This window comes from Glacieibacterium frigidum, assembly GCF_007097155.1.
Taxonomy (GTDB): Bacteria; Pseudomonadota; Alphaproteobacteria; order Sphingomonadales; family Sphingomonadaceae; genus Glacieibacterium; species Glacieibacterium frigidum.
Genome location: NZ_VJWA01000001.1, coordinates 59,773 through 85,282, shown reverse-complemented (window position 1 = coordinate 85,282; position 25,510 = coordinate 59,773). Strand labels below are relative to the sequence as shown.

General features: G+C 67.9%; 20 protein-coding genes, 1 tRNA gene and 2 pseudogenes. 15 read left to right on the top strand and 8 right to left on the bottom strand.

The window, feature by feature from the left end; genetic code table 11:
- Positions 1-17 precede the first annotated feature (17 nt).
- A complete protein-coding gene (locus FMM06_RS00435; RefSeq protein WP_207790219.1) occupies positions 18-1,787 on the top strand; it encodes a CocE/NonD family hydrolase in 1,770 nt (589 codons plus the stop codon).
- On the top strand, positions 1,784-3,196 hold the full coding sequence (locus FMM06_RS00430; RefSeq protein WP_143554262.1) for an MFS transporter: 1,413 nt from the start codon (positions 1,784-1,786) through the stop codon (positions 3,194-3,196). Before FMM06_RS00435 ends, FMM06_RS00430 begins: the two co-directional genes overlap by 4 nt.
- On the opposite strand, the gene FMM06_RS00425 is transcribed toward FMM06_RS00430, so the two are convergent.
- Complete coding sequence (locus FMM06_RS00425; RefSeq protein WP_143554261.1) at positions 3,191-4,108, bottom strand: LysR family transcriptional regulator; 918 nt, start codon at positions 4,106-4,108, stop codon at positions 3,191-3,193. The genes FMM06_RS00430 and FMM06_RS00425 overlap by 6 nt on opposite strands.
- A 210-nt stretch (positions 4,109-4,318) precedes the next feature.
- Here FMM06_RS00425 and FMM06_RS00420 point away from each other — a divergent pair, with 210 nt between their 5' ends.
- The 9 genes from FMM06_RS00420 (at position 4,319) to FMM06_RS00380 (ending at position 15,212) form a co-directional block, all read left to right on the top strand.
- The gene (locus FMM06_RS00420) at positions 4,319-5,074 is read left to right on the top strand and encodes an SDR family NAD(P)-dependent oxidoreductase (RefSeq protein ID WP_185964980.1); all 756 of its coding nucleotides are present in this window, start codon (positions 4,319-4,321) and stop codon (positions 5,072-5,074) included.
- A gap of 1 nt (position 5,075) precedes the next feature.
- Positions 5,076-6,245 carry an L-lactate dehydrogenase gene (locus tag FMM06_RS00415; protein ID WP_235888980.1) on the top strand — a complete coding sequence of 390 codons (1,170 nt, stop codon included), beginning with the start codon at positions 5,076-5,078 and terminating at the stop codon, positions 6,243-6,245.
- 170 nt (positions 6,246-6,415) lie between these two features.
- Complete coding sequence (locus FMM06_RS00410; protein ID WP_143554258.1) at positions 6,416-7,354, top strand: BKACE family enzyme; 939 nt, start codon at positions 6,416-6,418, stop codon at positions 7,352-7,354.
- Positions 7,351-7,704 (top strand): NIPSNAP family protein, encoded by a 354-nt coding sequence (locus FMM06_RS00405; protein WP_143554257.1) that lies wholly within the window; start codon positions 7,351-7,353, stop codon positions 7,702-7,704. The genes FMM06_RS00410 and FMM06_RS00405 overlap by 4 nt, the downstream gene beginning before the upstream one ends.
- A gap of 82 nt (positions 7,705-7,786) precedes the next feature.
- The gene (locus FMM06_RS00400) at positions 7,787-10,075 is read left to right on the top strand and encodes a TonB-dependent receptor (RefSeq protein WP_185964979.1); all 2,289 of its coding nucleotides are present in this window, start codon (positions 7,787-7,789) and stop codon (positions 10,073-10,075) included.
- Positions 10,076-10,079: 4 nt separating this feature from the next.
- Positions 10,080-13,577, top strand: coding sequence for an indolepyruvate ferredoxin oxidoreductase family protein (locus FMM06_RS00395; RefSeq protein ID WP_235888978.1), 3,498 nt, complete (start codon positions 10,080-10,082; stop codon positions 13,575-13,577).
- A 30-nt stretch (positions 13,578-13,607) separates the two neighbouring features.
- Positions 13,608-13,952 carry a muconolactone Delta-isomerase family protein gene (locus FMM06_RS00390; protein WP_143554255.1) on the top strand — a complete coding sequence of 115 codons (345 nt, stop codon included), beginning with the start codon at positions 13,608-13,610 and terminating at the stop codon, positions 13,950-13,952.
- Positions 13,952-14,230, top strand: a complete 279-nt coding sequence (locus FMM06_RS00385; protein ID WP_143554254.1) for a muconolactone Delta-isomerase — start codon at positions 13,952-13,954, stop codon at positions 14,228-14,230. Before FMM06_RS00390 ends, FMM06_RS00385 begins: the two co-directional genes overlap by 1 nt.
- 40 nt (positions 14,231-14,270) lie before the next feature.
- A complete protein-coding gene (locus FMM06_RS00380; RefSeq protein ID WP_143554253.1) occupies positions 14,271-15,212 on the top strand; it encodes a zinc-binding dehydrogenase in 942 nt (313 codons plus the stop codon).
- Between the two features lie 20 nt (positions 15,213-15,232).
- On the opposite strand, the gene FMM06_RS00375 is transcribed toward FMM06_RS00380, so the two are convergent.
- From FMM06_RS00375 to FMM06_RS17040, 3 genes and pseudogenes are all read right to left on the bottom strand, one after another.
- Positions 15,233-15,323: transfer RNA gene (locus tag FMM06_RS00375), tRNA-Ser, on the bottom strand.
- A gap of 96 nt (positions 15,324-15,419) precedes the next feature.
- Positions 15,420-15,692: pseudogene (locus FMM06_RS17045) on the bottom strand (flagellin); the annotation flags it as partial.
- A gap of 1,503 nt (positions 15,693-17,195) precedes the next feature.
- A pseudogene (locus FMM06_RS17040) lies at positions 17,196-17,606 on the bottom strand (flagellin N-terminal helical domain-containing protein); the annotation flags it as partial.
- Between the two features lie 84 nt (positions 17,607-17,690).
- Between FMM06_RS17040 and FMM06_RS00365 the strand changes: the two are divergent.
- The 4 genes from FMM06_RS00365 (at position 17,691) to FMM06_RS00350 (ending at position 22,530) form a co-directional block, all read left to right on the top strand.
- Complete coding sequence (locus FMM06_RS00365) at positions 17,691-18,329, top strand: RluA family pseudouridine synthase (RefSeq protein ID WP_143554251.1); 639 nt, start codon at positions 17,691-17,693, stop codon at positions 18,327-18,329.
- A gap of 115 nt (positions 18,330-18,444) precedes the next feature.
- Positions 18,445-19,944 carry a M20/M25/M40 family metallo-hydrolase gene (locus tag FMM06_RS00360; RefSeq protein ID WP_143554250.1) on the top strand — a complete coding sequence of 500 codons (1,500 nt, stop codon included), beginning with the start codon at positions 18,445-18,447 and terminating at the stop codon, positions 19,942-19,944.
- Positions 19,945-20,030: 86 nt separating this feature from the next.
- Positions 20,031-21,251 carry an acyl-CoA dehydrogenase family protein gene (locus FMM06_RS00355; protein WP_143554249.1) on the top strand — a complete coding sequence of 407 codons (1,221 nt, stop codon included), beginning with the start codon at positions 20,031-20,033 and terminating at the stop codon, positions 21,249-21,251.
- 151 nt (positions 21,252-21,402) lie between these two features.
- Positions 21,403-22,530, top strand: a complete 1,128-nt coding sequence (locus FMM06_RS00350) for an acyl-CoA dehydrogenase family protein (protein WP_143554248.1) — start codon at positions 21,403-21,405, stop codon at positions 22,528-22,530.
- 4 nt (positions 22,531-22,534) lie between these two features.
- On the opposite strand, the gene FMM06_RS00345 is transcribed toward FMM06_RS00350, so the two are convergent.
- From FMM06_RS00345 to FMM06_RS00330, 4 genes are read right to left on the bottom strand one after another with little or no spacing between them, the layout of a single operon-like run.
- Complete coding sequence (locus FMM06_RS00345) at positions 22,535-23,080, bottom strand: periplasmic heavy metal sensor (RefSeq protein WP_143554247.1); 546 nt, start codon at positions 23,078-23,080, stop codon at positions 22,535-22,537.
- Entirely contained in the window at positions 23,077-23,490 is a 414-nt protein-coding gene (locus FMM06_RS00340; protein WP_143554246.1) for a hypothetical protein, read from the bottom strand. Before FMM06_RS00340 ends, FMM06_RS00345 begins: the two co-directional genes overlap by 4 nt.
- Entirely contained in the window at positions 23,487-24,068 is a 582-nt protein-coding gene (locus FMM06_RS00335; RefSeq protein WP_143554245.1) for an RNA polymerase sigma factor, read from the bottom strand. Before FMM06_RS00335 ends, FMM06_RS00340 begins: the two co-directional genes overlap by 4 nt.
- A 39-nt stretch (positions 24,069-24,107) precedes the next feature.
- Entirely contained in the window at positions 24,108-25,400 is a 1,293-nt protein-coding gene (locus FMM06_RS00330) for a hemolysin family protein (RefSeq protein WP_144237003.1), read from the bottom strand.
- Between the last annotated feature and the right edge of the window lie 110 nt (positions 25,401-25,510).

Below are 25,510 nucleotides of genomic sequence, written 5' to 3'. Positions count from 1 at the left end.
GCTTGGGGTGTTTGATCATGGCTGACGCGAACCCGACATCGGGCACACCGACGATCGCCGACGGGATGCGGATCTACTGGGATGTGCCGATCGAGATGGACGACGGCCTAGTCCTGCGTGCCGACCTGTTCTTGCCGGTCGAAGAGGGTCGCTATCCGGTCATTCTCAGCATGGGTGCCTATGGCAAGGGCCTCGCCATGCAGGAGGGCTTTCCCTCGGCCTGGAACATCATGATCGAGAAATTCCCCGAAGTCGCGGCGGGGTCGACCAACAAGTACCAGAACTGGGAAGTCGTCGATCCCGAGAAGTGGGTGCCGGATGGCTACGCCTGCTTGCGGATCGACTCGCGCGGGTCGGGACGCTCGCCGGGCTATTTCGATTCCCAGTCGGCGCGCGAGATCCGCGATCTGTACGACTGCATCGAATGGGCCGCGGTTCAGGACTGGAGCAGCGGCAAGGTCGGGATGAACGGCATATCCTATTTCGCGCAGAACCAGTGGTATGTCGCCAAGCATCAGCCGCCGTCGCTGGCAGCGATCTGCGTCTGGGAAGGGTTCGCGGACCTGTACCGCGAGTGCTGCTACACCGCCGGCATCTTGAACGAGATGGTGGCCAACACCGTCGAGATGCAGATGAACACGGTGCAGTACGGCCGCGGGGTCAACGGGCCGCGCAGTGCCGTGACCGGGCAGCTGGTGTGCGGGGACGTCACCCTGTCGGAAGAAGAGCTTGCCCGAAACCGCTTTCCGATCCGGAAGCTCATCGCCGAGCATCCGTTCGCCGATGAGTGGTATGCGGAGCGGTCGGCCGATTTTGCGAAAACCATCGTGCCTCTGCTCACCGCCGGGAACTGGGGTGGTCAACCGCTGCATACCCGCGGCAATGTCGAGGGCTTCGTGCGCGCCGCATCGAGCCAGAAGTGGCTCGAAATGCACGGCTATGAGCATTGGGTCAGCTTCTATACCGATTACGGCATCGACCTGCAGAAGCGCTTCTTCGGGCATTTCCTGAAGGGCGAGCCGACCGGCTGGCTCAAGCAACCGCGGGTTCAGCTGCAAATCCGCCATCCCGGCGACACGTTCGTCCAGCGAATGGAGCAGGAGTGGCCGCTGGCACGAACCAACTGGACCAAATTCTATCTTCACGCCGATGGCGGGCTGGTGGTCGACGAGCCGGACAGCGGCGCCCCGAAGCGGCTGGCGTTCGAAGCCTTGGGCAAGGGGTTGCACTTCACGACGCCGCCGCTCGCCGCGCCGATGGAAATAACCGGCCCGTCGGCCGCCAAGTTCAGGATTTCGTCGAGCACCGAGAATGCCGACCTGTTTCTCGTGCTGCGCGTCTTCGATCCAGCCGGGAAGGAGGTGCTGTTTCGCGGCGCGCTCGACCCCAAGACGCCGGTCGCGCAAGGCTGGCTGCGCGCGTCGCGGCGCAAGCTGGTTCCCGAGCTGAGCGAAGTTTATCGCCCCTATCACGCCCATGACGAGGACGAGCTGCTGACACCGGACGTGCCGGTCGATCTCGATATCGAGATCTGGCCGACCTCGATCGTCGTGCCCGCGGGCCACCGGCTGGCGCTGTCGATCCTGGGCCGCGATTTCGAGCATGACGAGGCGCCGTCCGGACTCTCCAACATGAAGTTCGCCATGAAGGGTTGCGGGCCGTTCACGCACAACGACCCGGCCGACCGGCCGGTCGATGTCTTCGGCGGCACCACCACGCTGCACTTCGACGACGGTGCCCGGCCTTATGTCCTGCTGCCCGTCATTCCCGCGGCGGCAGGCGCATGACCGCGACGCCCCCGCCCCGGACGGCCGCCGATGCAGACGCGTTTTTCGACGCCATCGACAATGCGCCGCTCACCGATCGCTTCTGGCTTGCCGTGGGCCTGCTCATGCTGGTCTCGGTGTTCGACTATTTCGACTTCTTCATCGTCGGCTTCGTCATTTCAGTCGTGGGGCCGGCCTGGCAGCTGACCTATGCCCAGACCTCGATCGTGCTGCTCAGCGCCGGACTGGGCTCGATCGTCGGCGCGCTGGTGCTCGGGCCGATCTCGGATCGGTTCGGGCGCAAGCCGATGCTGATCGGCGCGGTCGCGCTTTGCGCGATCAGCAGCGGTGCCGTCGGCTTCATTGCCGACGGATCGTGGCAGCTGTTCGCGGTCCTGCGCTTCCTCGCGGGGTTCGGCATTTCCGGCGCGACGCTGGCATCGATCACGATCGCGGTGGAGATCACCCCGACGCGCGTCCGCACGATGCTGACCAGCGCTATGATCGTACCGGTCAGTTTCGGCATTCTTGCGGCTGCGGCGCTATCGTCGACCATGCTGCCGGTGATCGGCTGGCGCGGCCTTGCGATGATCGGCTTCGTGCCGCTGGTGCTGCTGATCCCCTGCATGTTCTTCGTGCCGGAGTCGGTCCGGTGGCTGGTCGTCCGTGGCCGCGCCAGGGAGGCGCATGCCGTCGCTGCGCATCAGCTTCGCCAGCCCGCGCTGCCTCCCGCCCCGGCAAAGCTCGACTCAAGGGTCGATGCGTCCCGCTGGTCCGACATCTATGCAGACCCGCGGCGGTTCTGGTTCGTCGTGCTGATGTGGGTCGGGTTCAGCGCCGCAAGCTACGGCGTCTATCTCTGGGGACCGACGATCCTCTCGCTGGTGCTCGGCGTGACCCCGAGCGAGGCGGCCGGCATGTTCGTTATGGTCGGCCTCGCCGGCATCGCCGGTCGCATCGCCTTCTCGGTCGTTCCGCAGTTCATCGGACGGCGCCGCGCCGGTCAGCTCATCGGCTTCGGCATCGCGCTGGCCCTGGGAGCGGCGGCGTTCAGCAGCGATGCCCTGGTCGGCGCGCTGCCCTTGCTGCTCATCTGCCTGATCGTCGGCGCAGTGTTTTTCGACGGCGGTGCGGTCAACCTGGGGCCGATGCCGACCGAGCTGTTCCCGGCCCGGCTGGCGGCACGCGGGACCGGGCTCGGCCAGGCGGCGAACGGTGCCGGTCGCATCATCGGGCCGCTGGTCCTGGCCCTGATCGCGGGTGCAAACAATGTGGTCACGCCGGCCGCGACGAAGAGCGCGGTGGTCCCGGGCTTTCTGTTTCTCGCCGCTTGCGGGCTGGTCGTCGGCCTTGCCTTCACCTTTCTCGGCATCGAGACGCACGGGCGTCGGCTGGCGCTCGAGGATCCCGCTGCGGACGGCAAGTCATAGCGCGGGGTCGAACCGGTGCGCGTCGCTGGGCTCGAGTGTCGCGAACTTCTGCAGCATCGCCACCATCTGGCGGCCGGCCGCCGACAGCCGGCGCTCGCGCGAATGCACGATCACCCAGTTGAACGAGAGGTTCTTGAGACGGCGCGCCGACAGGAGGCGTTGCTGCAGCATGTCCCGCACGCAGGTGTAGGGCAGAACCGCAAAGCCGGTCCCGCTCTGGATGAGCGCGACGGTCAACGGGATCGAACTGACTTCGAGCGCGACGTTGAGCCGGCTGTTGCTGCGCTGTGCGGAATTTTCGAGGAGGATGCGCAGGCTGTTGCCGCGTGACGTGAGCAACAGCGGCAGATCCGCAAAATCGGCGACCGCCACCGGATCATCGTTTCCCTCGGCCCATCCGGGCGGGCCGACGAGATAGAGCGGATCGCGGAAGAAGCTGTGCGATTCGAGAATGGTCTCGGGTTCCAGGACGCCGATGACGGCCAGGTCGATCATGCCGACCAGCAGCCGCTCGCGCAGTTCGATGCTGGTGCCGGTAAAGCTGGTAATCTGGACATCGCGGTAGCGGCCTATGAATTCGCTCAGCAGCGGCACCCCGATCGCCTGCTCGAGCGAGTGCGGGAAACCGATATTCAGTTCGCCACGCGGCTGGTCGCTTTCGGCGATGATCTCTTCGCGCGCTTGGCGGATATGCTTCAGGATGAGCTCGGCATGGACGAGCATGCGCTCGCCGGCCGGGGTGGTCTGGACGCCGCGCCCGTTGCGCTCGAACAATTCCACGCCAAGCTCGTGTTCGAGCTGCTTGATCTGCCGGCTGAGCGCCGACTGGGCAATGTTGAGATGGATCGCCGCGCGATTGAAGCCCCGGTGTTTCGCGATTTCGAGGAATGACTTGAGATGCTGGATATCCATCGCCGTCCTATGCCGAACCGGTAGCGGCAGGGACGATTGCTATCATGCCGGGCATAACCACGCCAGATAGGCCTTATGCCCGTCGCGCATTGGATAACCGCGCGCCCGCACCCTAGCGTCCGCAGCCATGATCAGGAAAATCCCGGAGGTCGTGATCTCATCGCTGGGCGGGGCGCGGATGCGCGGCTCCTTGTGTCCCGGAGCAGGCGGATGAGCGGTTCGCGCCCCGTCCTCGTCGTCACTGGGGGCGGGCAAGGGATCGGCCGCGCGATCGTGCTGCTTGCCGCGGCCCGTGGCTATGACGTCGCCTTCACCTACCGCAGCGACAGCGGCGCCGCCGAGCGCGCGCAGCGGGACGCCGCCCAGGCTGGCGCGGACGTGCTGGCCCTGCAAGCCGATATGGGCGAGCGCGACGCGGTCTTTGCGGCCTTCGACCGAACCATGGCGCACTTCGGCCGCATCGACGCCGTGATCAACAATGCCGGCGTCATCGGGGCGCCCCGCGCCATCGCGGAGGTCGATACCGACCACCTTTCCGATGTCTTTCGCAACAACGTCTTCAGCATTTTCTACAGCGTCGGGGCGGCCGTAAAGCACATGTCGGTGCAGAATGGCGGGAGAGGCGGTGCCATCGTCAACATGTCCTCGGCGGCAGCGCGGCACGGGGGCATGCCGAACGAAACGCATTATGCCGCGAGCAAGGGCGCCGTCGACAGCCTCACGCTGGCGCTCGCGAAGGACCTGCCGGCGCACGGCATGCGTGTGAACACGCTCCGCCCGGGGCTGATCCGGACTGCGATCCACGCGGTGCACGGCGGCGAAGCGACGATCTCGGCCGCATCGGCCAGCGTCCCGCTGGGGCGCGCCGGCACCGCAGAGGAAGTCGCGGAAACTGCGCTCTTCCTGATCAGCGATGCATCGAGCTATGTCCACGGCGCCACATTGGATGTTTCGGGCGGGCGCTGAGATGAGTTTCGACGATGATCGGCGGAAGGCGCAGCGCCGGCTGCCGCGGATGCTGTTCGATTATATCGACGGCGGCTCCTATGCCGAGACGACTCTGCGGCGCAATGTCGGTGACATCGAGACGCTCGCGCTTCGGCAACGCGTGATGGTCGATGGCTCGAAGCTCGACTTGGGGGTGACGCTGTTCGGCGAGGCCATGGCGCTGCCTGTCATCCTGGCGCCCGTGGGGTTTGCCGGCATGTATGCGCGCCGCGGCGAGGTTCAGGCGGCGCGCGCTGCGGAAAGCCGGCAGCTGCAATCATGCCTGTCGAGCCTGTCGATCTGCAGCATCGAGGAGGTCCGGGCCGCGGTCACGGCGCCGCCCTGGTTTCAGCTCTACATGATCCGCGACCGTGGCTACATGGCCGACCTCATCGCGCGCGCCTGGAGTTGCGGCGTGCGGGTGCTGGTCTTCACCGTCGATCTGCCGGTCGCCGGCACCCGCTACCGGGACCGGCGGTCGGGACTGCTCGACCCCGGCATGCGCGGCCTGGCGCGCCAGGCCGTACAGGGTCTGGCGCGCCCGGGCTGGCTATGGAACGTCCATACGCGTGGCCGCCCGCACGCCTTCGGAAACTTTGCGCGGGCGATGGCACCCGGGGCAGGACTCGGTGACCAATGGGCCTGGGTCGGCGAGAATTTCGATCCCGGCGTCAGCTGGGCCGATCTGGCCTGGGTCCGCAGCCTCTGGCCGGGCACCATCGTGATCAAGGGCATCCTCGATGGCGACGACGCGGGGCAGGCCATCGATCACGGTGCCGACGGCATCGTCGTTTCGAACCATGGCGGCCGCCAGCTCGACGGGGTGCGGTCATCGATTGCGGCCTTGCCGGCGATCGTCGATCGGGTCGGGGGCCGGGCGACGATCCTGATGGACGGCGGCATTCGCTCCGGGCTCGATGTCCTCAAGGCCGTCGCGCTCGGGGCATCGGCGGTCATGGTCGGCCGCAGCTGGGCCTTTGCGCTGGCGGCTGCCGGCCAGCGCGGCGTCGAGGCGATGATCGACCGGTTCCAGTCGGAGCTGCGGGTGGCGATGATCCTGACCGGCTGCAACGACATTGCCGCAGCGGGTCGCGCCCTGATCGACGACGATGCGGCGGGTGGCTCGCTGCCGCCATCGTTCGGCAATTAGCAGAGCGCGTTGCGCGATAAGCGCGATGCCCAACCGATATTAGAAAGCGTCCCCGGGCCTCGGTACTCAGGTCCCATGGTTACTCAAAAAACCAATTGGGGCGGAAAGTCGAAACTGGCATCGGTGCCGTGCTCGGCGATCTTTCCCGGTTGCGCGCGCTAGGGCCGGCCATGGCCGCCAGGCAGGACAAGGTCATCATCACGTGCGCGGTCACGGGCTCGATCCACACCCCGTCGATGTCGCCGCACCTGCCGGTGACCCCCGCCGAGATCGCGGCTGAGGCGATCGCTGCAGCCCAGGCGGGCGCCGCCGTGGTGCATCTTCACGCCCGCAACCCGCAGACCGGACAGCCTTCGCAGGATACCGACCTGTTCCGGCAGTTCCTGCCGCAGATCCGCGCCGCTGGCGACGTCATCGTTAACATCACGACGGGCGGTGCACCGTCCATGCCGGTCGAGGAGCGCATCCAGCCGGCGCTCGCGCTCAAGCCCGAGATCGCGTCGCTCAACATGGGGTCGATGAACTTCGGCCTGTTCCCGATGCTCAAGCGCTTCGAGCAATTCGAATATGAGTGGGAACGCCCCTATCTCGAAGCGTCGGAAAGCGGTGTCTTCAAGAACACTTTTTGCGACATTCGCGACATCCTGCTGCGCTGCGCCGACAACGGCACCCGCTTCGAGCTCGAATGCTACGACATCGGCCATCTCTATACGGTGGCGCATTTCCTCGAAGCGGGCGTGCTCAAGCCGCCGCTGCTGATCCAGTCGGTGTTCGGCCTACTCGGCGGCATCGGTGCCCATGCCGAGGACCTGATGCAGATGCGGCGGACCGCCGACCGGCTTTTCGGCGGAGACTATTACTGGTCGGTGCTCGGCGCCGGCCGCAGCCAGCTGCCGATCGCCACCATGGCGGCGGCGATGGGCGGCAATGTCAGGGTCGGGCTCGAAGACTCGCTTTGGGACGGCCCCGGCCAGCTGGCGCGCAGCAACGCCGACCAGGTGCGCCGGATCACCAGGGTCCTCGACGCGCTCGGCCTCGCCGTCGCGTCGCCCGCCGAGGTTCGCGAGATGCTGCAGCTCAAGGGCACCGCGGGGGAGTGTTTCGCATGATCTGCGAGCTGCGTGTTTACGAGGCGATGCCGGGACGCCTGGCGGCGCTGCATCGGCGTTTCGAGACGATCACCTTGCCCATCTGGGCCCGGCTTGGGATCCGGCCGCTGGGGTTCTGGACGACCATGGTCGGCAGTTCGAACAACGCCTTGATGTATCTGCTCGCCTGGCAGTCGCTTGCCGAGCGCGAGGCGGTCTGGGACGGGTTCCTCGCCGATCCGGAGTGGATCCGTCTCAAGGCCGAGACCGAGGTCGACGGCATTCTCGTTCGCACGGCGAGCAACGAGCTGCTGGTCCCGACCAGCTATTCACCCGGCATGGCTCATGCCCAGTTCGAAGAAGCAATTTGAACACACGCTGCGCCCTTCCGGGCTTCAGCGGAAAAGTCTGCAATAAAAACAATCAAGACTTGGGGAAATCGACATGAACTCGATGATGGCACGACACAATGGACTGGGTCTCGCGGCGTTCAGGGCCCGCCTCTACGCGACCACGTTCGGCATAGCGCTCGCCGGCATGGTGCCCGCCGCCGCGCTGGCGCAGCAGGCCGCGACGGCTGCCCCGTCCGAGACCGCGGCAGCGGCGCCGGCGGCCGACGCCGACGATACGGTCGGCGAGATCGTCGTGACGGCGCGCCAGGTATCGGAAAATCTTCAGAAGGTCCCCGTCTCGGTGGGCGTCATCAAGGGTGGCCGGCTGGAGGCGATGAGCGTCCGCTCGATCATCGACCTCGATGCCAAGGTGCCGAGCCTGTCGTTCGGCAACCAGAGCGTCCGGCTGCAGCCCTTTCTGGGCATCCGCGGCGTTGGCGACTTCTCGCGCAATCCCGGTTTCGACAACCGCGCCGGCATCTATCTCGACGGCGTGTTCTTGGGCAGGTCGTCGACGACCGAATTCCCGATCTTCGATATCGAGCGTGTCGAGGTCCTGAGAGGCCCGCAGGGCACCCTGTTCGGCAAGGACTCGCTGACCGGCGTGATCTCGATCACCTCCGCCAAGCCCAGCTTCGAGGACGGTTACCGCGGCACGCTGCGTCTCGGCAGCCGCGACCTGATCGAGGGCAACGCCTTCGTCAACGCGCCGATCACCGACACGCTCGCGGTGCGGGTCTCGTTCGCCGCCCAGTCGCAGGACGGCTACTATCGCAACCTGTTCAACAACAAGAAACTCGGGAGCAGTTCGAACGTCGCGGGCCGGGTTCAGCTGCGCTACAAGTCGGACGGCACCACGGTCGACCTGGCGCTGGACGGGGCAAGCTCGAAGTCCGATGTGCTGCTCGGCGGCAGGCCGATCACCGGCCCCGGTGCGACGCTCGGACTCTCCGATTATCAGGTCAACCTCAACAACTCGCCGACCAAGGACCGGTCGATCTACGGCGTGTCGCTGAACATCGAGCATCAGTTCGACAATGGCCTGGCGCTCACCTCGATCAGCGCCTTCCGCCGGTCGACGAGCGACCTGCTGAACATCGACTTCGATCAATCGCCGCTGAGCCAGGGCGCCAACAACATCCGCGACCGCGACCGTAGTTTCAGCCAGGAGTTGCGCCTTGCCTCGTCCAGCGGCGGCCTGTTCGACTATGTTCTGGGGGCATTTTACTTCTCTGGCAGCCCGAGCTGGAACTGGGCGCTCAGCACCGGACCCGACTTTGCCGTCCCGGCGCTGCGCGGCGGCCTGCTCACCATCCACGCAAAGGTCGATCAGGAGGTCATCGCCGGGTTCGGACGCGCCACCTTGCGGCCCCTGACCTGGCTCTCGGTCGACGCCGGACTGCGCTATGGCCGGACGACCAAGGATGTCCGCTATACGCAGGTGCCCGGCATCCTCACGGGTCTCGGCTTCGCCAACGTGCCGCTCTACGAGGATAAGCTTTCGAGCAACAAGCTCAGCCCGCTGATCAGCGTCAGCGTGCGGCCGACCGAGACGATCAACGGCTATGCCCTGTTCAGCACCGGCGCCCGGCCCGGCGGCTTCAACGTCGACCTGACGTCGCAGACCAACTTCACCTTCGGCGGCCTCCGGTTCGGCGGCGAGTCCGTGAAGAACTACGAGACCGGGCTGAAGACCCAGTTTTTCAACAATCGCCTGCGCCTGAACCTCGCGGCCTATGTGATGAAGTTCGACGACTTCCAGGTATCGCAGCTTAATTCGACGACCCAGACGATCGGCGGCGTGACCTCGGTCGTGCGCTTCAACACGATCAACAACGCCGCGAAGGTGACGAGCAAGGGCATCGAGATCGATTTCGAGGCCGTCCCCGTGCGTGGCCTGAACCTGTCCGGCGGCGTCGGCATCAACAGCGCGAAGTTCGACTCGTTTCCCAACGCCTTCCTGATCGCGGCCGGGCCACCGCCGGTGTTCGGCAATTACGACGGGAACACGCTGATCGAGGCACCGAAGTTCACGGCATCGGCGACCGCATCCTACAAGTTCGACCTCAGCGACAGGCACTATGCCGACACGTCGCTGACCTACACCTATCGCGGCAAGAGCTTCTCCGACCCGTCGAACAGCGCGACCTTCCTTCAGGACAAGTCGAACCTGGTCAACGGCCGGATCGGCATCGGCGCGTCGAGCGGGCGGTACGAGGCCGGGGTCTTCGTCAAGAACCTGTTCGATACCAAGTTCGTCCAGGGGGCCGGCACCAGCGGTCTTGGCTTCGCCTACCAGGCCCTCAACGAGCCGCGGGTAGTCGGCGTCGAGTTCACGATCAGGAACTGACGCGATGACCGCGGCCACCATGACCCGAACTGCAGCGGCCGCGCCCCGCCTTCGCGAGGTTGCGCTCGACGACAAGTACACGCTCGCGTCGGGGCAGGTCTATCTGTCGGGCGTGCAGGCGCTGGTGCGGCTGCTGATCGACCAGCGTCAGCGTGACCGGCGGCAGGGCCTGAACACCGGCGGCTTCGTGTCGGGCTATCGCGGGTCACCGCTGGGCGGGCTCGACCATGAACTGTGGCGCGCGGCCAGGCACCTCGAGGGGAGCGACGTGGTGTTCAGCCCCGGCGTCAATGAGGAGCTTGCAGCAACCGCGGTCTGGGGGACGCAGCAGGTCGGCACTTTCGGCGGGGCGACGGTCGATGGCGTCTTCTCGCTGTGGTACGCAAAGGGGCCGGGGGTCGATCGCAGTCTCGACGCGCTGAAGCACGCCAACCTCGCCGGGACGGCGCGCCACGGCGGCGTTCTCGCCGTCGCAGGTGACGATCATATCTCGCAGAGTTCGACCCTCGCCCACCAGAGCGACCAGACCTTCATCGCTGCGATGATCCCGATCCTGAACCCCTCGTCGGTGCAGGAATATCTCGACTACGGCATGCTCGGCATCGCCATGTCGCGCTTTTCGGGCTGCTGGGTCGGCTTCAAGGCGCTCGCCGAGACGGTCGAAAGCTCGGCCTCGATCTCGGTCGATCCGGACGCCCTCGCTATCGTCATGCCGAGCGACTTCCCGGCGCCCCCCGGGGGCCTGCATCTCCGCTGGCCCGACCCGCCGCTGGCTGCCGAGGCGCGCCTGCACGGGCCCAAGATGGACGCCGTTGCCGCCTTCGCCCGCGCCAACGCGCTGGACCGCATCGTCGTCGGCGGGGGTCGCGCGCGCTTCGGCATCATCACGACCGGCAAGAGCTATCTGGACGTCGCCCAGGCGCTGATCGAGCTCGGGATCGACCGGCGCTCCGATGAACTGGGCGTGCGCGTCTACAAGGTCGGCATGTCGTGGCCGCTCGAGAGCGAAGGGGCGCTGCGCTTTGCCGATGGGCTCGACGAGATCCTGGTCGTCGAGGAGAAGCAGGGGCTGATCGAAGCCCAGCTGACCCATCTGCTCTACAATCTGCCTGCCGGCCGGCGCCCGCGCATCCACGGCAAGCGCAACGACGCCGGTGGCATCCTGCTGCAGAGCGAGAGCCAGCTGAGCGCCTCCGGTGTCGCGATCGCCATTGCGAAGCGGCTGGCGGCCATGGCTGCGATCGATGCGCCGATCGCCCAGCGCCTGGCGCGCATCGAGGCTTTCGCCACCCAGCCCGCGCCGGCGCCGGGTGCGCTGGCACGCACCCCGGTCTTCTGCTCGGGATGTCCCCACAGCAGCTCCACCAAGGTCCCCCAGGGCAGCCGTGCCCATGCCGGGATCGGCTGTCACGGGATCGCGACCCTGCTGCCGGACCGCGCGACGGCGGGCTTCACCCAGATGGGCGGAGAAGGCACGAACTGGATCGGGCAGGCACCCTTCTCGACCGACGCGCACATCTTCCAGAACCTGGGCGACGGGACCTATACCCACAGCGGGCTGCTCGCCATCCGCGCGGCGGCGGCGGCCGGGGTCAATATCACCTACAAGATCCTCTATAACGACGCCGTCGCGATGACCGGCGGACAGCCCGCCGAAGGCCAGTTTTCGGTCGCGCAGGTGGTGCGGCAGGTCCAGGCCGAAGGGGTCGCCCGGGTCGACGTCGTCTCCGACAACCCCGACTGGCACCGTCGAAGCGATCTGCCGGCGGACGTGAAGGTGCACCACCGCGACGATCTCGACGCTGTCCAGCGGACGTTGCGCGACGTGCCCGGGACGACGATCCTCGTCTATGAGCAGACCTGCGCGACCGAGAAGCGCCGGCGGCGCAAGCGCGGCACGCTGGCGGACCCCGCGGTGCGGGTCTTCATCAACCCGGACGTCTGCGAGGGCTGCGGCGATTGTTCGGAAGCGTCGAGCTGCGTCTCGGTCGTTCCGCTCGACACCGATCTCGGGCGCAAGCGCGCGATCGCGCAGTCGAGCTGCAACAAGGACCTGTCGTGCACCAAGGGCTTTTGCCCGAGCTTCATCGTCGTCGAGGGCGGCACGCTGCGGGGCACCCGGCGCACCGGTGTAGCCGCGGAGCCGCCCGAGGTGCCGGAACCTGCGACGCGCCCGCTGAACCGCCCGTACAACATCCTGGTCGCCGGTGTCGGCGGCACCGGGGTGGTCACGATCGGCGCCTTGCTGGGCATGGCGGCGCATATCGAAGGGCGCGGTTGCACGGTCTCCGATTTCACGGGGCTGGCGCAGAAGGGTGGCGCGGTGACCAGCCATGTGCGGCTGGCGCCGCGCCCCGACGATCTTCATGCGGTCCGCATAGCGCCCGGGAATGTCGACCTGATGCTGGCCTATGATCCGATCGTCGCGACCGCGCCCGAAGCCCTGGCGACGCTCGAGGACGGTGTTTCGCATGTGATCGCCAACGATCACGTCATTCCGACCGGCGCCTTTCTGGGTCAGCCGGACCTCGACCTCGGGCGCCGCCCGATGCTTGCAAGGCTGGAAGCGCTCGTCGGCGGCAAGCTCTCGGTGATCGATGCGGCACGCCGCGCCGAGGCGCTGGTCGGGGATGCGATCGGCGCCAACGCCTTCATGCTGGGCTTCGCGTTTCAGCGCGGCCTGATCCCGCTCAGCCTCGACGCGATCGAGCGTGCGGTCATCCTCAACGGTGCCGCCGTAGGCATGAACCGCGCCGCGTTCGCCTGGGGTCGCGCCGAGGCGCACGACCCGGCGGCGGTGGCACGCGCGGTCGATGCGCCCGCGAATCTGCCGCCGCAGGCCGAGACGGCACAGGGCGTCATCGATCATCGCGCCGACCTGCTCGGCCGGTACCAGGATGCAGCCTACGCAGCGCGCTTCCGTGCACTTGCTGAAACGGCGCGCGCTGCGGAGAACGTGGCTGTGCCCGGCAGCGAGCGCTTCACCATTGCCGTCGCCAAGAGCCTCGCCAAGCTGATGGCCTATAAGGACGAGTACGAGGTCGCCAGGCTGCACGTCGAATCCGGTTTCCAATCCGGCGTACTGGCGCAGTTCGAAGGCACGCCGCGCATCAGCTACAGCTTCGCGCCGCCGCTGTTCGCCAGGCGCGATCCGGCGACGGGAGAGCTGCGCAAGCAGCGCTTCGGCCCGTGGATGACCCCGCTACTGAAGCTCCTCGCCAAGGGGCGGCGCCTGCGCGGCACGCCGTTCGACCCCTTCGGCGGCATGACCGACCGCCGGCTCGAGCGCCGGATGATCGAGGACTACATCGCCGAGGTCGAAACTCTGGCCGCACGCCTGCGGCCGGACACGCTCGATACCGCGACGGCCATCGCGGCACTGCCTTTGCGCATTCGCGGCTATGGGCACGTCAAGGACCGCAACCACGCCGCTGCCCTGCTCGAGCGCGAGCGGCTTTACGCCCAGCTCGATCCGACGCCTGCCCTGCCGATCGCCGCCTGATCATTCGCGGCCTCCACTCGAGGAGATTTCATGCTGTTTCTTGTCCACACCTACCTGAACCGGGCGGCGTTCAACGCCTGCCCGAACAAGGAGGAAGTCTACGCCGGCGAGATCAAGCGCGCCCGCGAAGCGCGTGCCGAGGGTAAGACCATCGGCCTGTTCCGGCGCGCCGATTGCAACGGCTCGATCTTCATCATCGACACGCCGTCGCATGAGTCGCTGGCCGAAGACCTGCGCACCCTGCCGATGTTCAAATACTGGGATCATGTCGAGGTGCTGCCGATCCTTCCGCACCCGGTTTTCCCGGATTTCGCGACACCGCGTCCGCTTGCCGAAGTCGCATCGAACCAGCCCCTGATGCCGGAGAAGTTCTGATGCTCTACCATGTGAAGATCCAGATCGATCAGCAGGCGCTCGGGTTCGACGCGCAGCGCGAGCAGATCGCCAGTGCCGACGCCGCGCAGGCGCTCGAACTGAAAGAGGCGGGCGCCTTGAAGGCCTTGTGGCGGCGTGCCGACGCCGGCGGCTCGATCTTCGTCGTCGAGGCCGAGGATCATCAGGCGCTGGCCTCGATCCTGCAGGGCATGCCGATCTTCGAGTATCTGAAGAACATCGAAGTCACGCCCATCTATGCGCACCCGACCTTCGCCTGATCCGATGTCGAGCGACGATGCGAGTTACGAGGGTGGGTGCATGAAGACGATCTGGGCCGATGCGGCGAACGAACCGGCGCTGACGATCGCCGAGGTGCCGATGCCGGTGCCGACGCCGTCGCAGGCACTGGTCAGGGTGCACGCCTTCTCGCTCAATGCCGGCGACACGCGCACGGCGCTCGGCGCTGCCGAGCCCTACGCCCCGGGCTGGGATTTCGCCGGCGTGATCGAGCAGAGCGCCGCCGACGGCAGCACCCCGCCGGCCGGAACCCGGGTGGTGGGCGCCGTCGCGCGGGGCGGATGGGCCGAGTTCGTGGCGGCGGACGCGGCCAGCCTCGTGCCGTTGCCCGACCGGATCAGCTTCACCGACGCGGCGGCGCTGCCGGTAGCGGCGAGCACCGCCTATCTGTCGATCGAACTCGGCGGCGATCTTCAGGGGAAGCGCGTGCTGATCACGGGCGCGTCGGGAGGGGTCGGACGCTTCGCCATCCAGCTGGCCGCACGCGGCGGGGCGCAGGTCAGCGCGGTCAGTCGCCGCGCCGAGCTGCCGTCGCTCCTGGCCGCCGACGGCGTCGCCGGAACGGTCCTCCATGCGAGCATGGAGGATGCCAGTCTCGCCGGGCCCTACGACTTCATCCTCGACTCGGTCGGCGGCGATTATCTCGCCCTCGCATTGACCTCGCTGGCGTCGAACGGCCTGTGCGTGAACTGCGGCAATTCATCGAACGCCAAGACGACCTTCGACGTCCGTGACTTCTACCTGAAAAGCAACGTGCGCCTCCACGGTCTCTTCCTCGGCGGCCATGGTCCGGGGGTCGCCGAACCCTTGGCCAAAGTCGTGGCCCTGATCGCCGCTGGCGACCTCAAGGTTCCCGTCGGCACCGTCCGTCACTGGCGCGAGATCGCGGAAGCTGCGTCGGCGCTGCAGTCCGGCACCGTAGAGGGCAAGGTCGTCCTGACGATCCCGTCATCGCGACTGTAAGACCTGTCCAAACTGGTCCGTGGCGGAGCGGGTGGGATTCGAACCCACGATGGGCTTTTGACCCATACACACTTTCCAGGCGTGCGCCTTCGACCACTCGGCCACCGCTCCGCTGCGCGGACGCGGCGCGTAGCATGCGTGTCGGTGCCGCGCACGAAAAAACGCCCGGCGGGGTGAGCGCCGGGCGAGGTCGAGGGGTAAGCGGAATTAGCGGAGCAGCTGGAGGACCTGCTGCTGGCTCTGGTTGGCCTGCGCCAGCATCGCCTGCGCGGCCTGGCTGAGCACCTGCGCCTTCGCCAGGTTGGTCGTCTCCGCGGCGAAGTCGGCGTCCTGAATGCGGCTGCGGCTGGCCGACAGGTTGGTGACGTTCGAGGTGATGTTGTTGACCGTCGCCTCCAGCCGATTCTGTACAGCACCGAGGTTGGCGCGGTCGATGTTGACCGATTGCAGCGCCTCGTCGATCGCGCCGAGCGCGGCGCTGGCGCCTTCGGAGGTCGAGACATCGACGTCGCGGATCTTCAGCCCGCCCTTGTCGGTGCCGTAGCTGTTCTCCTCGAAGCCGAGCCGCGTGAAATTCGACGCACTGCCGAATGCGAGGCTGCCCGCCTTGACCTCGATGCCCTTCGACGCGCTGAGCGAGACGGTCGAATAGGCGGTCTGCACCGCGGACGCCGAGACGTCGGTCGGGTCGGTGACGCCGACGACGGTGTAGGCCGTGCCGGTGCCCTGTACCGTGACGCCGCCCAGCCCGAGGTTCGCCGCGGTCGCCTCGTCGCTGTCGACCCAGACGCTGATGTTGCGCCCGTCGGCAGCGGTCAGTTCGAGCCCGCCGCGGCCATTGTCCTTGGCGGTGACGCCCGACAGGCCGCTGTACTTGTTGATCTCCTTGGCGACGTTATCGCGCGTCGCCTGCGCCGAGTCCGCGGCGTCGAGCGTCACGTCGAGGCTGACGCCGTTGATCACCAGCGTCGCGGTGGCGGTCGCGCCGATCACCGTGGTCGTCGACGAGGTCAGCGTCAGCGCGTTCGCCGATGCCTTGACGCCCGTCGTGTCCGACGATGCGTTGATGGCGTTGGCGATGGCGATGGCACTCGCAGCCTTTTTCGACGACAGCGCGGTCGCATCGGAGAACACGTCGTCCTCGGCCGTCGCGCCGCGGATGTTGGTCCCGTTGATGCTGAGGTCGCCGTTGTTGAGCGTGTAGGCGGTTGCCGCACTCGTCGCGACGGCGCGGGCGTCGGTCGAAGCGGTCGAGACGCCGCGCTCGTAGCTGCCCGCCGTCAGCCCCGAGCGGCTGATCCGCCCCGACCCCGTCGAGCCGACGTCGATCGGCTTGCCGTTGTCGGCGACGAGCGAGAAGGTGCCCGACTGCGCGCCGGTCTTGACGCCCGTGGCGGCGCCGGTGAGCGTCGTCATCGAGACGACGATGTTGCGCCCGTCGGCGGCCTCGAGGCGCAGCCCGGCATTGTCGTCGCCGGTGTCGACCGCGACGACGCCCGTCTGGCCGCTGATCGCGTTGATCGCGTCGAGCACCAGCTTGCGGCTCTGCGCGGCATTGGTGTTGGTGGTGATCGTGTCGGTGGTCTTGCCGTTGATCGTGATCGTGCCGGTCAGCGTCGCGGCGGTCATCGCGGTGCCGGTCATCACCGCCTTGCCGACGACGGCGCGCACCCCCGTCTCGGCACTGGCGCGGTTGATCGCGGCGGCCTTGGCCAGCGCCGACGCCGACTTCTCGCTCGAGCTGACATTGTCGTCGTCGGCTGAGCCCGAGCCGATGGTCACGCCGTTGATGACGAGGTCGCCGGCGCTCAGTGCCTGGTTGGCGGTCAGGTTCGACGCCGTCGCCTCATAGCTGCCCGTCGCGGTCAGCGCGGCGGTGCGCCCGGTGCCGAGGTCGGTCGCCTTGGCGCTGCCGATGCCGAAGCTGACGGTCTCGCCGGCGCGGCTGCCGGTCTGCAGCAGCAGGCCCTTGGCCGAGCCGTCGAGCAGCTTGATGCCGTTGAAGTTGGTGCGCGTCGCGACATTGTCGATCTCGGAGCGCAGCTGCACGACTTCGGCCTGTAGTGCAGCGCGGTCGTCGCCGGTGATCGTGCCGTTGGCGCCCTGCACCGCGAGTTCGCGCATGCGCTGCAGCATGTTGGTGACCTCGCCCATCGCGCTTTCGGCGGTCTGCGCGAGGCTGATGCCGTCGTTGGCGTTGCGCATCGCGACGCTGAGGCCCCGGACGTCCGAGGTCATGCGGGTGGCGATGGCGAGGCCGGCGGCGTCGTCCTTCGCCGAGTTGATGCGCTGGCCGGTCGACAGGCGCTCCATCGCCATGCTGAGGCCCATCTGCGCGCTACGCTGGCCCGCCTGGGCGGTCAGTGCGGCGATGTTGGTGTTGATGACGGTCATGGTCCACTCCCGTTGCGGTTGCGTGGCTCAGGACGGCGGGGGTCCGGAAATGCTTAATGGCGGCATCGGTGCTAGGGGGCAGCCATGATCCTGCCGATCCTTCACATCGACGCGCACTGCCTCGTCATCGACAAGCCCGCCGGCCTCGCGGTCCATCCCGGGCCGCGCACGCCGCGCAGCCTAGAGGATCATCTGTGGGAGCTGCGCGAGGGCTTCGTGCGAAACCCGCAGCCGGCTCACCGGCTGGACCGCGACACCTCGGGCTGCCTCGTGCTGGCGCGCCACCCGAAGGCGCACAAAAAGCTGACCCAGCTGTTCGAGGGCGGGCGTATAGGCAAGACCTATCTGGCGGTCGTCGACGGCGCGCCGGCGGATGACGAGGGGCGGATCGACGCCGCGCTGGCCAAGATTTCGAGCGCCGAGCAGGGCTGGCGGATGGTCGTCGATGCGGGCGGCAAGGCGTCCGCGACGCGGTGGCGCGTGCTGCGGCGCGACGGCAACCGCGCGCTGGTCGAGTTCAGCCCCGAGACCGGGCGCACGCACCAGGTCCGCGTTCATGCCGCGGCGCTGGGCCACCCGATCCTCGGCGATCCGGTCTATGGCGCAGGCGGCGGGCCGATGCGCCTGCACGCCGCGGCCATCGAGATCCCCTACCGCGAAGGCGCCGACCCGATCCGCGTCACCGCCCCCCTTCCCGACGACTGGCCGCTCGGGCCGGAGTGACGCCTTTTCGCGGCTTTGCGGCGCCGCGTGAGCAATTCTTCTTGCCGACCTTTGGGATGAGCGGGAAAGACTGGATCACGCAAAGCCGCAAAGGCGCGAAACGAAGGGGTTAGTCATGATCGATCGGCGTGAACTGCTGGGGGCGACGGCAGCATTGGGGTTCGTGCCCGGTCAGGCGCTGGCCGCCAGCGGCGACCTGAAGGCGATCCGCACCGCCGCCGACGCGGGTGCCGCGGCGAGCGTCGCGCGCATCCAGGAGTGGATCCGCCATCCCGGCATCGCCGCCGAGAACTGGCAGATGGAGCAGTCGTGCGCCTTCACCATGGACATGCTGCGCGATGCGGGCTTCCAGACGGTGCAGAAGATGCCGACGGTCGGCCAGCCCGGCATCTTCGCGACGCTCGACGCCGGTGCCCGGCGGACGATGGGGATCTACTTCATGTACGACGTCAAGCAGGTGGTGGCGTCCGAATGGAGCTCGCCGCCGTTCGACGCCGCGCTGGTCGACAAGCCCGGCTGGGGCAAGGTCATCGTCGGGCGCGGCGCGGTCAACCAGAAGGGGCCGCAGGGCGCCTTCCTCGGCGCGCTGCATGCCTTCCGCGCGGCGGGCAAAAAGCTGCCGGTCAACCTCGTCCTCGTCGCCGAGGGCGAGGAGGAGATCGGGTCGCCCAACTTCCATCAGGTCGTGCAGGCCCCGCAGGTGCTCGCCGCGCTCAAGCGCTGCGAGGGCATCGTCATCCCGAGCGCGTGGCAGGCGAAATCGGGCGCGGTCGACATCAACCTCGGCGCCAAGGGGATGATCGAGGTCGAGCTGATCGCCAGCGGCGAGGCGTGGGGCAAGGGTCCGAAGGGCGACATCCACTCGTCGCTGCGCGCGATCGTCGACAGCCCGTCGTTCCACCTCGTCGCCGCGCTCCAGACTCTGGTCGGCCCCGACGGCAACACGCCCGCGATCGACGGCTGGTTCGACAATGTCCGCCCGCTGACCGCCCGCGAGCGCCAGCTGATCGCGCTCAACTCCAAGGCAAGCGACGATGCCGAGCGGCTGTCGGCGCTCGGGGTGAAGCAATGGATCAACGGCGAGACCGGCACCACCGCCGCCGAGCGGCTCGCGTCGCAGCCGACGGTCAACATCGAGGGGCTGGTCGCAGGCTATACCGGCCCCGGCGGCAAGACCGTGTTGCCCGGGCGTGCGGTCGCGAAGCTCGACTTCCGCCTTGTGCCGAACCAGACCGCGAAGGAGGCGCAGGCCAAGCTGCGCGCGCATCTCGCCAAGCGCGGCTTCGGCGATATCGAGGTCAAGGTCAGCGGCGGCTACGACCCGACCGAGACCGCCGAGACCAGCCGCGTCATCCGCGCCCAGCAGGCGGTGTACGCGCGCGCCGGGGCGCAGGCGACGCTGTTCCCGCGCCTCGCCGGATCGTGGCCGGGGGCGACCTTCACCGCGCCGCCGGTCAGCCTGCCCGCGGGCCAGTTCGGGCTGGGCCACGGCAGCGGCGCGCATGCCCCGAACGAGTATTTCGTCGTCGAATCGTCGAACCCCAAGGTGCAGGGGCTGGTCGGCAGCTCGATGGGCTTCGTCGATTTCCTGTACGAGATGGCCGCGATCAGCTGAATCCGCGGTGCGACACCCGGCCCCGGCTGGCGCAGCCTCCGCGCGCATGTTAACGTAAACGTCAACCTGACTGGGGAGTCGCCGTCGTGAACCTTGATTTTTCGCCCGAGGACCTTGCCTTCCGCGACGAGGTTCGCGCCTTCATCGCCGAGAATTATCCGCAACAGCTGCGCACCAAGTCCGAAGAGGGCGAGGAGCTGTCGAAGGAGGATTTCCTGAGCTGGCACCGCGCGCTGGCGAAGAAGGGCTGGGCCGGCATCGCCTGGCCCAAGGAGCATGGCGGCACCGGCTGGACGTCGGTTCAGAAGTACATCTTCGGCGAGGAGAGCGCACGCGCCGATGCGATGCGCCTGCTGCCCTTCGGCCTCAACATGGTCGCGCCCGTCATCTGGACCTTCGGAACCGAGGAGCAGAAGGCGCAGCATCTGCCCGGCATCCTGTCGGGTGAGGTGTGGTGGTGCCAGGGCTATTCGGAGCCGGGTGCGGGTTCGGACCTCGCCAGCTTGCGCACCAAGGCCGAGCGCTTCACCGGCGACGACGGCAAGGAATATTACAAGGTCAACGGCCAGAAGACCTGGACGACGCTGGCGCAGCACGCCGACTGGGGCTTCTTCCTCGTCCGCACCGACCCGACTTCGAAGCCGCAGGAGGGCATCTCTTTCCTGCTGATCGACATGAAGACGCCGGGCATCACCGTTCGGCCGATCATCACGCTGGGCGGCGAGCACGAGGTCAACGAGGTCTGGCTCGAGGACGTCATCGTGCCGGTCGAGAACCGCGTCTTCCACGAGAACAAGGGCTGGACCTGCGCCAAGTTCCTGCTCGCGCACGAGCGCACCGGTATCGCCGGCGTCGCGGCCTCGAAGCGTGGCGTCGAGAAGGTCAAGGCGATCGCGCGCACCGAACTCGACAGCTTCGGCGACGAGAGTGCGCCGCTGCTCGCCAACCCGTTCTTCAAGCGCAAGGTCGCCGAGCTCGAGATCGATCTCGCCGCGCTCGAATTCACCGAGCTGCGCACGCTGGCGGGCGAAGCGTCGGGCAAGGGCCCGGGGCCGGAATCGTCGCTTCTCAAGATCAAGGGCACCGAGATCCAGCAGCGCATCACAGAACTCGCGCTGGAAGCGGTCGGCCACTACGGCGCGCCCTATTTCCGCGGCTTCGGCGAGGGCGACAACGAGCACCCGATCGGCCCCGACTACGCCCACCGCGCCGCGCCAACCTATTTCAATGTCCGCAAGACGTCGATCTACGGCGGCTCGAACGAGATCCAGCGGAATATCATCGCGAAGATGGTGCTGGGGCTCTGAACTAAGCGCGCGTCATGCTGGCGGACGCCAGCACCCAGTTCGCAGCGTGACCCGGCGACGGGCGCGCGGGCAGGAGTGGGTGCTGGCGTTCGCCAGCATGACGTTTATCTAGAGATGAAGCAGCGCCGAACGCGCGCGGGGAGAAAGTGCCGTGGACTTCAACTTCAGCGACGAACAGACGATGGTTCGCGACTCGGTCGCGCGCTACCTCGCCGATACCTACGACTTCGAGACGCGGATGAAGACCGTGCACGGCGAGGCCGGATGGAACCCCGCGGTGTGGCAGGCCTTCGCGCAGGAGCTCGGCATCCTCGGCGCGTCGTTCGCCGAAGACCATGGGGGCCTGGGCGGCGGCGCGGTCGACAACATGGTGATCATGGAGGAGATCGGGAAGGCGCTCGTCATCGAACCTTACCTGTCGACCGTCGTAATCGGCGGCGGTTTCCTCAAACGCGCGGGTGGCGGCAACGCCGATGCGGTGATCCCGCAGATCATCGGCGGGCAGGTCGTCATCGCCTTCGCCTATGCCGAGCCGCAGGGCCGCTACAATCTCGCCGACCTGCGCACCACGGCGCGCAGGGACGGCAGCGACTTCGTCATCAACGGCCACAAGGCAGTCGTCCGCGACGCACCCTTCGCGACGCATTTCATCGTCACCGCGCGCACCGGCGGCTCGCAGCGCGAGAGCGGCGGCGTCTCGGTGTTCCTGATCCCGGCTGATGCTGCCGGCATCACGCGCCGCGACTATCCGACCGTCGACGGCGCGCGCGCTTCGGAAGTCTATTTCGAGAACGTCCGCGCCGCCGCCGACCAGCTGCTGGGTGACGAAGGCGGCGCGCTGCCGCTCGTCGAGCAGGTCGTCGACGAGGCCATCGCCGCGGTCTGTGCCGAAGGCGCCGGCGTCGCGCGCCGCCTCCACGAGGGCACGCTCGACTATGCCCGGCAGCGCAAGCAGTTCGGTCGACCGATCGCCGAGTTCCAGGTCCTGCAGCACCGCATGGTCGACATGTTCATGGAGGTCGAGCAGGCGGTCAGCATGACGCTGATGGCGACGCTGCGCCTCAACGACGCCGACCGGTCGAAGCATGTCTCGGCCGCCAAGAACAAGATCGCGCGCGGGCTTCGCTTCGTCGGCCAGGGCGCGGTGCAGATCCACGGCGGCATCGGCATTTCGAACGAGCTCGCGATCGGCCACTACTTCAAGCGCGCGTCGATGATCGAGAGCCAGTTCGGCGATGCCGATTTCCACCTGCGGCGTTACGAAAGCCTGATGGACTGACGCCTCAGCGCGGCGGCTGGGGCGGCATCGGGGGCATCGGCGGGACCATGTCGTCGCCCCCGCCGTGGCGCTTCATCCGGCGGTTCATGCGCTTCTCGACGCGCGTCTCGACCCGGTCGCGCATGCTGCGCGCGTCGGCGACGAAGGCCCGGCGGTCGGCAACCGACAGCGACTGAAACGCCGCGAGCATCGCCGACTGGCGCCGCGCCTTCATGGCATTGGCGGCCTCGCGCTCCTCGTCCATCGCGCGCTTGAGCGCGGCGGTGTCGAGCCGCTCGGCATCGAGCACGGCCAGCATCCGGTCGCGTGACGCCTTGACGCGGTCGTGGTCGGCCCGGTTCGCGGCACGGTCGGCGCGCATCGCGCCCATCATCGCCTGGCGTCCGGGCTCGCTCATCGCGCCGAAGCCGCGCATCCCGCCGCGCGGCGGCATCGGGGGCATTGGCGGCGTCGTCATCGCCGGCGGACTGGGCGGCGCGGGCGGGGTCACCTGCGCGGCTGCCGCAGTCGCGCAGAGCAGCGCGGCGGAGGCGGTCAGCAAAATCTTCATGTCAGGCTCTCCTCGTCGGGCGTCGGTGTGAACAGGGTGGCGAAATCAGCATCGTCGGCGGCCTCGATGTCGGCCGTCGCGGCGACGGTGGTGACCGGCGCAGGCGCCAGCGTCGGTGGCGTCACCAGCACGACCGCCGCGACTGCCGCCGCGATCAGTCCGCCGGTTCCGGCAATGCGCGGCCAGCGCGGCGCCGGTCGCAGGATCCGTGCGGCGACGGCGTCGGCATCGGCCCGTGCAGGCACGCGCGCCGCCCAGTCGCCGAGCATAGCGTCGAGCGCCCGCGCCTCGGCAAGCTTCGCCTGGAGCGCCGGATCGGCGGCAATCGCAGCGAGTGTAGCGGCACGGTCCTCGGTGGGCCAGCGGGCGGGGTCGGCTCCATAGATATCGATCAGGTCGGCGGGCGTCATCGGGCGCTTTCGGGGGCATCGCTGGCGAGCAGCTGTTTCAATTCACTACGTGCGCGGCCCAACAATCCCTCGACCGCCTTGGGGGTGGTGCCCAGCGCCTCGGCGATCTCGGCCATCGATGCGCCCTCGCCATGGAACAGCGCGATCGCGGCGCGCTGGCGCGGGTTGAGCCGTGCCATCGCGGCATCGATGCGCCGCGCCTGCGCGCGGGCCACCGCTGCCTGCGCGGGGTCAGGCCCGGTGTCGGCGATGTCCCACGCGTCGTCGAGCGTCGCTGAAACCCGCGTCGTCACTAGGCGGACGCTGCGCCGCCGGTCGAGGCACAGGTTGGTCAGCAGGCGGTGGAACCAGGCCCCGACGCTGCCGCGCGCGGGGTCGTAACGCGCCGCAGCGGTCCACAGCCGGGTCAGCGCCGCTTGCACGGCATCCTCGGCATCGGCGCGGTTCATCAGGATGCGCATCGCATGGCCCAGCGCGGGGGCATGGAGGCGGCGAACGAGCAGCGTGAAGGCATCGGCGTCGCCGCCCGCGACCCGCTGCATCAGCGTCGCGTCGTCGTCGGGGGTCACGCTCAGCATCCGCGGGTCATTACGCGGCAGGCGTGGCAAGTCCCCCGCTCAGGCCCGACTGACGAGCAATTTGTCGATCTTGCGCCCGTCCATGTCGACGACCTCGAAGCGCCAGTCGCCGACGGTCAGTGCCTCGCCGGTCTCGGGCAAGTGGCGCATCTCGGACAGGAGATAGCCCGCGACGGTCTGGTAGTCGCGGTTGACCGGCAGATCGAGGCCCAGGCGATCGGCCATCTCGTCGGCGGCCATCGAGCCCGACAACAGCCATGACCCGTCGTCGCGCTGCACCGCGGCCTCCTCGCCATTGTCGATGTCGCTGCGGAATGCGCCCGCGATCGCCGCGAGCAGGTCGGCGGGAGTCACGATCCCCTCAAAATGCCCGTACTCGTCGTGGACCAGCGCGATCGGGATTTCGGCGTCGCGCAGAACGGCGAGCGCGTCGACCGCATCGATGACGTCGGGAAGCACGGGTGCGGGCCGCGCCAGCGCGCGCAGGTCGATCGCCCGCCCCTCGATCAGTGCGGCGACGACGTCACGTGCCTGGATGACGCCGATCACCATGTCGACCGACCCCTCGGCGACGAGCAGGCGCGTATGCGGCGTCGCGACCAGCGCGGCGCGGATCTCGGCATCACTGTCGCCCGCGTCGAGCCATTCGACCTGGCCGCGCGGGGTCATCACGCCGCGCACCTGACGATCCGCCAGGCGCATCACGCCGGTGATCATCGCATGCTCCTGCTCCTCGATGACGCCCGCCGTCTCGGCCTCGGCGACGACCGAGCGCAGCTCCTCCTCGGTGACGCTCTGGTCGGCCGAATGGCGCTGGCCGAGGGCGACGAAGACGAAGTGCGTCGAGCGTTCGAGCAGCCAGGCGGCCGGCGTCAGCACCTTGGTCAGCCCGGCCATCAGCGGCGCGACCAGGCTGGCGATGTTCTCGGGCCGGCGCAACGCGAACTGCTTGGGCACCAGCTCGCCGATGATCAGCGACAGATAGGTGATGACGACGATGACCAGCCCGAAGCCGATGTTCTCCGCCGTCTCGGGGCGCAGGCCGAACGACGCCGACAGCCGCTGGCCGACCGGCACCGCCAGCGACGCACCCGAGAAGGCACCGTTGACGATGCTGACCAGCGTGATGCCGATTTGCACCGTCGACAGGAAGTGCCCGGGGTTCTCGGCCAGGCCGATCGCCGCCTTCGCACCGCGGCTGCCGCCGTTCGCCATGGCGCGCAGCCGGGGCTTGCGCGACGAGACGATCGCCATCTCGGACATCGCGAAGACACCGTTGAGCAGGATCAGCGCGACGATGATGGCTGCGTCGAGCCAGGGGAAGGCGTCCATAGTCTCCAGTAGCGCGGGCGGGCGCGCATGCTCGTCAGCGGTGGTTTTAACTGGAACGCAGCCGGCACGCCACGGTTCATCGTTCAGCTTCGCGTCAGCCGCGCGGACGT